The organism is Actinomadura sp. CNU-125 (assembly GCF_001942465.1).
Taxonomy (GTDB): domain Bacteria; phylum Actinomycetota; class Actinomycetes; order Streptosporangiales; family Streptosporangiaceae; genus Spirillospora.
The window spans coordinates 21,472-28,795 of sequence record NZ_MKJY01000007.1; the positions used below are offsets into that span (position 1 = coordinate 21,472).

General features: G+C 72.2%; 8 protein-coding genes and 1 pseudogene. 6 read left to right on the forward strand and 3 right to left on the reverse strand.

What is annotated here, in order from left to right:
- Positions 1–28 precede the first annotated feature (28 nt).
- From BJF79_RS01050 to BJF79_RS01060, 3 genes are all read left to right on the forward strand, one after another.
- Positions 29–1,393 carry a purple acid phosphatase family protein gene (locus tag BJF79_RS01050; protein ID WP_075894590.1) on the forward strand — a complete coding sequence of 455 codons (1,365 nt, stop codon included), beginning with the start codon at positions 29–31 and terminating at the stop codon, positions 1,391–1,393.
- Between the two features lie 81 nt (positions 1,394–1,474).
- Entirely contained in the window at positions 1,475–1,855 is a 381-nt protein-coding gene (locus BJF79_RS01055; RefSeq protein WP_075894591.1) for a hypothetical protein, read from the forward strand.
- Between the two features lie 196 nt (positions 1,856–2,051).
- The gene (locus BJF79_RS01060; protein ID WP_262401350.1) at positions 2,052–3,407 is read left to right on the forward strand and encodes a multicopper oxidase family protein; all 1,356 of its coding nucleotides are present in this window, start codon (positions 2,052–2,054) and stop codon (positions 3,405–3,407) included.
- A 15-nt stretch (positions 3,408–3,422) separates the two neighbouring features.
- Here the strand turns inward: BJF79_RS01060 and BJF79_RS57895 are convergent, their stop codons facing one another.
- The 3 genes and pseudogenes from BJF79_RS57895 to BJF79_RS01070 all read right to left on the reverse strand — a co-directional run bounded on the left by BJF79_RS57895 (position 3,423) and on the right by BJF79_RS01070 (position 4,898).
- On the reverse strand, positions 3,423–4,013 hold the full coding sequence (locus BJF79_RS57895) for a TerC family protein (RefSeq protein ID WP_262401352.1): 591 nt from the start codon (positions 4,011–4,013) through the stop codon (positions 3,423–3,425).
- Between the two features lie 26 nt (positions 4,014–4,039).
- Positions 4,040–4,438 (reverse strand): annotated as a pseudogene (locus tag BJF79_RS65185) (TerC family protein); the annotation flags it as partial.
- Positions 4,439–4,535: 97 nt separating this feature from the next.
- Positions 4,536–4,898, reverse strand: coding sequence for a DsrE family protein (locus BJF79_RS01070; protein ID WP_075894586.1), 363 nt, complete (start codon positions 4,896–4,898; stop codon positions 4,536–4,538).
- A 235-nt stretch (positions 4,899–5,133) separates the two neighbouring features.
- Here BJF79_RS01070 and BJF79_RS01075 point away from each other — a divergent pair, with 235 nt between their 5' ends.
- The 3 genes from BJF79_RS01075 to BJF79_RS01085 form a co-directional block, all read left to right on the forward strand.
- Positions 5,134–5,628, forward strand: coding sequence for an FABP family protein (locus tag BJF79_RS01075; protein WP_075894587.1), 495 nt, complete (start codon positions 5,134–5,136; stop codon positions 5,626–5,628).
- Positions 5,629–5,991: 363 nt separating this feature from the next.
- Positions 5,992–6,408 carry a Fur family transcriptional regulator gene (locus BJF79_RS01080; RefSeq protein ID WP_075894592.1) on the forward strand — a complete coding sequence of 139 codons (417 nt, stop codon included), beginning with the start codon at positions 5,992–5,994 and terminating at the stop codon, positions 6,406–6,408.
- Positions 6,409–6,429: 21 nt separating this feature from the next.
- Positions 6,430–7,324, forward strand: an 895-nt coding sequence (locus tag BJF79_RS01085) for a YgfZ/GcvT domain-containing protein (RefSeq protein ID WP_075894593.1), incomplete at its 3' end; no start/stop codon positions are given.

Genomic DNA, 7,324 nt, shown 5'->3' on the forward strand with positions numbered 1-7,324 from the left:
CGCGCCCGGCCCTGTGACCGTGACGGTCATGGTCGATATCGCGCGCCGTTCCCTCGTCCTCGGGACGGCCGCGGCGGCCGGAGGCGCCGTGCTCGCACGCGGCACGCGCGCCTCCGCCGCCGCGGCCCGTCCGGTGAACCTCGAACTCGTCACGGTCACCGAGTCCGCGGCCGTCCTCACCTGGTACACGGGCGAGGACGGGACGGACGACGGGCTCGGCCGGATGCGTCCCGCCCCGGCCGACGCCGAGGTCGTGTACGGGACGCACCCGTCCCGGCTCACCCGCACGGCGCACGGGCCGTCCGGCACCGCGTACCACTACGTCGAGCTGACCGGCCTGGAGCCGAACCGGACGTACTACTACCGGGCGCGCTCGTCCGGACGGGACGCAGCGCCCACGTGGCTCGCGGCGGGGCAGGCGGCCGGAACGCCGCGAGGGGACGTCTTCTCCTTCACCACCCCGGCGCCGCCGCCGGGACGCCACGTGGCCACGATCGCGCTCTGCAACGACCTGCACATCGGGGAGACCGTCGCGGGCCTCGTCGGCGGCCTGCCCTGGATCAAGGGCATCGAGCAGGTCCCCGGCCTCCGGCCCTATCCCGAGGTGATGACGGAGGCCCTCGTCGCGGACGCGCGGGCGCGCGGCGCGACGCTGATCGTCGCGAACGGCGATCTGACCGCCGAGGCCGGACGCGCGGACGTCCGCCGCGTCAAGGCCCTCCTGGACGGCTTCGGCGCGTACGGCCGCGGCTACCTCGTCACCCGCGGCAACCACGACCGTCCCCACGAGACCGACCACTTCAGGGACGCGTTCTTCCCGGACGGCCGCACCTACTTCACCCGCGACCTGCCGGGGCTCCGGATCGTCGCCCTCGACACCTACGACAAACCGGGCGACGGGGGCGACGCGGGCGGGCTGTCCGCGGAGCAGCTCGCCTGGTTCGAGGCCGAACTCCGCGCGGACCCGGACCGGCCCACGCTCGTCGTCGGGCACCACCCGCTCTTCGAGGAGGAGTCGGCCCTCGCGCTCACCGGGGGGCGGTCCCTCGATCCCGTCCAGTCCCTCCGGATCCTCGCCGCCTACAACCGGACGCCCGGCGTCTTCCTGCACCACGCGGGCCACACCCACCGCAACCACCGGTCGGTGTTCCCGCTCGCGCCGCGCGTCGTCCACCAGGAGGTCGGCGCCGTCAAGGAGTATCCGGGCGGCTTCGCGCTGCTGCGCGTCCACACCGAGGGGTACGCGGTCAACTTCTACAAGACCCGCGGGGACGGGGCGCGGGCCTGGTCGGAGCGTTCCCGGCAGGAGCTCGCGGGGCTGTGGCCGCAGCTCTCCCTGGGAAACCGCGTCACCGACCGGAACTCGTCGGCGCGGTTCGCGACGGCCCGCTGAGCGGCGTCCGGTCGCCGGAGTTCCGTCGCATTAACGCAACAGGGTGGCGCATTAGGACGGATTCGCCCTACTGTGCTCGCCATGAACGGGATCATCTGGACCCTCCGGCTGTCGGCCGCGGGGCATCTGGCCGGGGTGCTGATGCAGGCCGTGCTGGCCGGCTTGTTCGCCACCGGCGACGTGGACATGCTGGCCTGGCACGCGAACAACGCCGTCCTCACCCCCGCGCTGCTGACCGTGCAGTGGGGGGCGGCGGTGCTGCTGTGGCGCCCCGGACGCGGCCCCGGCTGGCCCGCGCTGGCGAGCACCGCGCTGATCGCGGCGGAGACCGTGCAGATCGGGCTCGGCACGGACCGGTCGATTGCGATGCACATACCGCTCGGCACGCTCCTGTTCGGCGCGTCCGCGCTGGTGACCGTGTGGGTGTGGCGGACGCCGCTGCCGCGGAGGGCGGAGTCGTGATCTCACGCCGCCGCTTCCTCGGCGTGTCCGGCGCGCCGCCGCCGTCGCCGCGACCGGGGTCGCGGGCCGCGGGCTGTTCACCGGCCGTCCGGTCGCGGGCGAACCGCTGACCAGCGCGCTCCCGCTGCCCGAACCGTTCCGCGTGCCGCTGCCGGTGCCGCGCGTCGTCCGTCCCGCACCCGGCGGAAGGTACGAGGTGACGCAGCGCCCGGCCCGCGTGGAGATCGTCCCCGGCACCACGACGGAGATCTGGGGCTACGACGGGACCTTCCCCGGCCCGACGTTCGAGACCGGGCGCGGGCAGGGGTTCACCCTCCGCGTCCGCAACGAACTGCCGGTGCCGACCTCCACGCACCTGCACGGCGGCGTCACCCCGGCGTCGTCCGACGGCTACCCCACCGACCTCGTGGTGCCGTCCGGCCTGCACTTCCACCCCGCGACGGGCGCCCACGCGCACCACGGGGCCATGACCGTCGCGCCGTCGCAGTGGACGCTGCACCCCGGGGTCCGCGACTACACGTACCCACTGGACCAGCGCGCCGCCACGCTCTGGTACCACGACCACCGCATGGACTTCACCGGCCCGCAGGTCTGGCGCGGCCTCGCGGGGCTCCTGCTGGTCCGCGACGGCGAGGAAGAGCGGCTCCCGCTGCCGCACGGCGAACGGGACGTCCCGCTGCTCATCTGCGACCGGGCGTTCGAGGAGGACGGCGCGTTCCGCTACCCCTCGGCCGACCCGACCCTGCTGGGCGCCCCGGGCGTCACCGACGCGTACATGGAGGGCGTCGAAGGCGACGTCGTCCTGGTCAACGGCGCGCCGTGGCCCGAACTGGAGGTGTCGGCGACGCGGTACCGGCTGCGGCTCGTCAACGCCTCCAACGCCCGCCGGTACCGGCTGCGGCTCGCCCCGGGCGGCCCGCTCGTCCAGATCGGCAGCGACGCCGGACTGCTGGGACGGCCGCGCGAGCACTCGTCGATCACGATCTCCCCGGCGGAGCGGTTCGACGTGATCGTCGACTTCTCCGCGTACCCGGTCGGTTCGACCGTGACGCTCGAGAACGCCCTCGGGGACGGCGCCACGCGCGCGGTCATGCGGTTCCGGATCGCCCGCAAGGCCCGGGACGACAGCGCGATCCCCGCACGCCTCGCGCGGGCCGAACCCCTCACTCGTCCGGCGGGCATGGTCACGCGCACGTTCGACTTCCGCCGGACGGACGCGGACGGCGCGGCCGCGTGGACCATCAACGGCGCACCGTTCCGCCCGGGCGTCCCGCTGGCCGAACCCCGGCTGGGCGGCGTCGAGATGTGGCGGTTCGTCAGCGACTTCCACCACCCGGTCCACCTGCACCTGGCGCATTTCCAGGTGGTCGCGCGGAACGGACGCCCGCCCGCCGCGACCGACGCCGGCTGGAAGGACACCGTGGACGTCCGCCCCTACGAGGTCGTCGACGTCCTCGCCCGCTTCACCGGCCACCGCGGCCGGTACATGATGCACTGCCACAACCTCGAACACGAGGACATGGCGATGATGGCCGACTTCGAGGTGGTCTGAGGCTCTCGGCGCGCGTCAGGACCGCGCGTCCGAGGGCTCCTCCTCGCGCTTGCGGGACTTGCGGAGCGCCCCGGGCTTGGCCTTCTCCTCGGGGTGCCCCTTGACGCGGACCAGGCTGGCGACGGTCGTGACGACGAGGATCAGCAGGATCACCCCGAGGGACACCGGCGTCGCGATGTGCGGGATCGAGTGCGACACGTCCTCGTGCAGGAACTGCAGGATCAGCTTCACGCCGATGAACGCGAGGATCGCCGACAGGCCGATGGACAGGTAGACGAGCCGTTCCAGCAGGCCCTCGATGAGGAAGTACAGGGCGCGCAGGCCGAGCAGCGCGAACGCGTTCGCGGAGAACACGATGAACGCGGACTTGGTGACGCCGTAGACCGCCGGGATCGAGTCGAGGGCGAACAGCAGGTCGTGCTGCCGACGGCGACGAAGACGAGCAGCAGCGGCGTCATCACGCGCTGCCCGTTCTCGTGCGTGAGCATCTTGCCGCCGTGGAAGTCCGTCGTCAGCGGCATGATCTTGCGGGCCCGGCGGACGACGAAGGAGTCCCCGACGTCGGGCTCCTCGTTGCGGTTGCGGATCAGCTGGACGGCCGTCCAGATCAGGATCAGCCCGAAGATCAGGAACGTGAACGAGAACAGGTTGATGAACGCGGCGCCGATCACGATGAGGATCGCGCGCAGCACCAGCGCCGCCGCGATGCCGAACAGCAGCACCTTCTGCTGGTACTCGTCGGGCACGGCGAACTTCGTCATGATGATCACGAAGACGAAGAGGTTGTCGACCGACAGGCTCTTCTCGACGATGTAGCCGGCGAAGTACTCGGTTCCGGCCTGGTGCCCGACGAGCATCCACAGCGCCAGGCCGAACAGCAGCGCGATCGCGATGTAGAAGACCGACCACGCGGTCGCTTCGCGGATGTGCACGGCGTGCGGCTTGCGGACCGCGACGACGAAATCGAGGACGAACAGCGCGAGGATCAGGCCGATCGTCGCGATCCAGGCCCATGCGGGGATGTCCACCATGCGGAACGGGTCTCCTGTGCTCGGGTCGTCCGCTGACTCATTACCAATTCCCGGCCGATCAACCGGAATCGACGGGGAACCCGGTGGTGCGCCGCGGTCAGTACACCAGCGCCTGGACGCCGTCCATGGTGATCTCCTCGACGAACGTGGGCGCCCCGGCGATCCGGACGCCGGGCAGCACGTCGTCCGGTCCGATGCCGCGCCGCGCGGCGCACTGCGTGCAGAGCGTCACCCGGCCCGCCGCCAGGACGACGGCCAGCAGATCGTCGAGCGGGGTGGCGTGCGGCAGCTCGAACCCGGCGGCCCGGCCGGGCAGCGCGAACCACGCCGACTCGCCCGCCAGCCAGAGCGACACCGGGACGTCGCTCGCCGCGGCGGCCGCCGCGACCGTGAACGCCTGGTTGCAGCGTTCCGGCGCGTCCGCCCCGACCGTCACCTTGATCACCAGAGGTCGTGCCATGCAGGCACTCTACAAAGCCGGCGACCTGCGTCCCGATGTCCGGCGCGCGGGCGACGCTCCCGGACCGCGCGCGGCCCGCACCGTATAGTCGTCCGGTCGTCGGACGTGGGAGGTGCCGTGGGCGGCGTGGTGAACGCGGGCGTTCTGGTGGGCGCGCTCGGGCTGGTGGCGGTGGTCGCCGTCCTGCTCGTCGTACGGCTCGGGCGGCTGCGGTAGCGCGCTACGCTCGGTTGCCATGGAGTTCGAGCTGCACCCCGACCTTGAGCCGCTGAAGTTCCTCCTCGGCACCTGGGAGGGCGCCGGTGTCGGCGGCTATCCGACGATCGAGGAGTTCAACTTCGGTCAGGAGATGTCCTTCACCCACAACGGCAAGCCGTTCCTGATCTACACCAGCCGCACGTGGCGGATCGAGAAGGACGGCACTCTGGGCAGCCCCCTCGCGACGGAGACGGGCTACTGGCGGCCGCGTCCCGACCATCAGGTCGAGGTGACGGTGGCGCACCCGACGGGCATCGTCGAGATCTACGTCGGGAACGTGGCGTTCAACCGGGTGGAGCTGCAGACGGACGTCGTCGCCCGCACCGAGTCGGCCAAGGAGGTCACGGCCGGGCACCGGCTGTACGGGCTGATCGGCGACGAGCGGACGACCCTGGGCTGGGCCTACGACATGGCCGCCGTCGGGCAGAAGCTGCAGGCGCACGTGTCGGCGCAGCTGAAGAAGGTCGGCTGAACGAGCCGAAGGCCGCGGCGGGGGCCGGAAATGGAACGATCCCCGGACCTTCCCGCATGGTGCGGGGGATGGACAGGACTGGTCCATCATCGGTCCGGGGATCGGGTAACTGCCTGGTATTCGCCGGTCACCGTCGCGACCGGTTGCCACCGCCGGGGGCGGCGGCGCCGAGGCGGAACGGCGACTAGCGGACAGTCACCTCGCGAGTCCCACTGCAAACCATTGCTTGGACCACCTCCTTTCACGCGTGTCTCGAACGTATGCGACGGATCCGGCGCGGGGCAAACGAATTCTTGACGTCGTCAACCGGCATACACTCGGGGCATGGCGGAGCGCGGCACGGAGCGCACGATGGAGCGCGGTATGGCTGAGTCGTGGCAGCAGGAGCTGCGGGCGAAGGGGTACCGGGTCACCCCGCAGCGCCAGCTCGTGCTGGAGGCGGTCACCAACCTGGAGCACGGGACGCCCGAGGAGATCTGCACCGAGGTCCAGCGGACCGCGCGCGGCGTGAACATCTCGACGGTCTACCGGACGCTGGAACTGCTGGAGGAGCTCGGGCTCGTCAAGCACGCGCACCTCGGGCACGGGCCGCCGAACTACCACCTGGCGACCGAGGCCGAGCACATCCATCTGGTGTGCCGCGGCTGCCACACGGTCGAGGACGTCGACCCGGCGGTGGCCGAGGGCCTCGCGGCGCTGCTGCGGCGCGATCAGGGGTTCGAGACGGAAGTGCACCACCTCACGGTCTACGGCCGCTGCAAGGAGTGCCGGGCCGGGTGACCGCCGCATAGTGTGGTGGTCATGGAGAGCCCGCTGCTGCAGTCGCCCGGAGCCGTCGCCGCCGATTCGCCCGACGCGGGCGTCGCCGCGCACTACGGGGAGCCCGCGCAGGAGCAACGCGCCCTGGCGGCCGGGACCGCGTTCGTCGACCGGAGCAACCGCGGCGTCGTCCGGGTGTCCGGGCCCGACCGGCTGAGCTGGCTGCACAGCCTGCTGAGCCAGCACCTGGACGCGCTGCGCCCGTACGAGCCGACCGAGGCGCTGCTGCTCAGCCCGAACGGGCACATCGAACATCACCTGTTCCTCGTGGACGACGGCGAGGCCGTCTGGGCGCACGTCGAGCCGGGCACCGCGCCGTCGCTCGTGGAGTTCCTCGACCGGATGCGGTTCATGCTGCGCGTCGAGGTCGCCGACGTGTCGGACGCGTACATGGTCGTGACCGGCCCGTCCGGCGACGGCGCCTTCGGCGACGGCGCCTTCGGCGACGGCCCGTCCTGGCCGGACGTCGCGGGGACGACGACGCGGATCGTCCCCCGCGCGGACGGCTTCCCCGAGGGGCTGCGGCCCGCCGGGACGTGGGCCTACGAGGCGCTGCGGATCGCCGCGCACCGCCCCCGGTTCGGCCTCGACACCGACCACCGGACGATCCCGCACGAGGCGGGCCTCGTCGAGACGGCCGTGCACCTGGAGAAGGGCTGCTACCGGGGCCAGGAGACGGTCGCGCGCGTTCACAACCTGGGCCGTCCGCCGCGCCGCCTGGTGTTCCTGCACCTGGACGGCAGCGTGGACCGGCTCCCCGCGCACGGCGACCCCGTCGAGATCCCGGGCGGCCGGCAGATCGGGTTCGTCGGTTCGGCGGCGCGCCACCACGAGCTGGGGCCGATCGCGCTCGCGACCGTGAAGCGGAACGTCCCGG